The sequence below is a fragment of the Flavobacterium branchiophilum NBRC 15030 = ATCC 35035 genome (genome assembly GCF_002217205.1).
Taxonomy (GTDB): Bacteria; Bacteroidota; Bacteroidia; order Flavobacteriales; family Flavobacteriaceae; genus Flavobacterium; species Flavobacterium branchiophilum.
Map to the genome: position 1 here is coordinate 1 of NZ_MUGT01000092.1, position 1,410 is coordinate 1,410.

General features: G+C 30.0%; 2 protein-coding genes. Both read left to right on the forward strand.

The annotated features are described in order from the left end of the window. Nucleotides 1–51: 51 nt before the first annotated feature. Nucleotides 52–438 (forward strand): ISAon1 family transposase N-terminal region protein, encoded by a 387-nt coding sequence (locus B0A58_RS10990; RefSeq protein WP_089081098.1) that lies wholly within the window; start codon nucleotides 52–54, stop codon nucleotides 436–438. 34 nt (nucleotides 439–472) lie between these two features. Continuing rightward, entirely contained in the window at nucleotides 473–1,387 is a 915-nt protein-coding gene (locus tag B0A58_RS10995; protein WP_165766328.1) for an ISAon1 family transposase, read from the forward strand. The last annotated feature ends 23 nt before the right edge of the window (nucleotides 1,388–1,410 follow it).

Sequence of the window (1,410 nt, forward strand, 5' to 3'; positions counted from 1 at the left end):
GGCTCATATAAAATAATTGGGGAGAAGTTGTAAATTTGCAATAAAAAAGCAATGGATTTTTCATTTTTTTCACACTTTCTACCTGATGGGTTATTAGACCATTTTGATGTTTTAGATTTTAAAGAATTAGGGGATATAGCAACCAAAAAGGATTGTTTTTATATTTATTTAGATGAGAAGAATATACTTCCAAATGGCTATGAAAATGAACAATATGAATCAAAAGGATTTTATAATCGTACTATAATTCAAGATTTTCCTATTCGTGGAAAAGCCGTTTATTTAGGTATTCGTCGTAGGCGATGGCGGAGTAAAACAGATAAATCTGTTGAAATTAAAAGCGATTATTCGTTCATCACTGAAGGTTCAAAACTAACTATTGAATTGGCAGCTTTTTTAAAATCTACAGGTTTCGACCCGAGAAGATACGATAAGTAATATTGCTAGTTATTATGGTGTTAAGGCGGATTTAGTGAGAAGACATTATAAAAAGACAAGTGGTTTTAAAATTTGGAATCAATATAATCATGCCGAAGATTATTTGATATACCCAGAAAACATAGGTGAAAATTTAAGCATTGATGAAGTAAGTTTGTCAAAAGGAGAGCTTTATACATTTGTTACTAATAAATCAGGAAAAGGTAAAAAACGAACATTAGTTGCTAGTATAAAAGGCACTAAGAGTCAGGATATTATTGATGTTTTGCAGAAAATACCGTTAGAAAAACGTAAATTAGTTAAGACAATTACTCAAGACATGGCAAACAACATGCAACTAGCTTCAAAGATGTGTTTTCCAGAGAGTTATTTGATTACGGATCGTTTTCACGTTGTAAAAATGGTTATGGAATGTTTGCAACATCTTCGAATAAAATATCGCTGGGAGGAAATTGAAAAAGAAAACCAAGCCATAAAATTAGCCAAAGAACAAGGTGTAAAATATGTTCCATTTGTTTTTGAAAACGATGATTCCCCTAAACAATTACTTGCTCGAAGCAGATACATTATCGCTAAAAAACAGAGTGAATGGACAGAAAATCAAAAACAAAGAGCCGAAATATTATTTAAAAATTATCCGCTTTTACACGATGCTTATAAACATACAATGGAATTTAGAAATATTTATGAAGAACAATCAAAAGAGTTGGCTAGAGAAAAATTTTTGAATTGGATTGAAAAAACAAAATTGTTAAAAATGAACACTTTTAATACCGCAGCAAATAGTCTAAAATATCATTTAGAAACAATATTAAATTTCTTTACTCAAAGGCTCACAAATGCAAATGCAGAATCTTTTAATTCCAAAATAAAACTATTTAGAGCTAACCAAAGAGGTGTTATAGATGTGAAGTTCTTTCTGTTCAGAATGGAAAAATTATTTGCTTAATCCCCTTAAAATTTATGTGAACC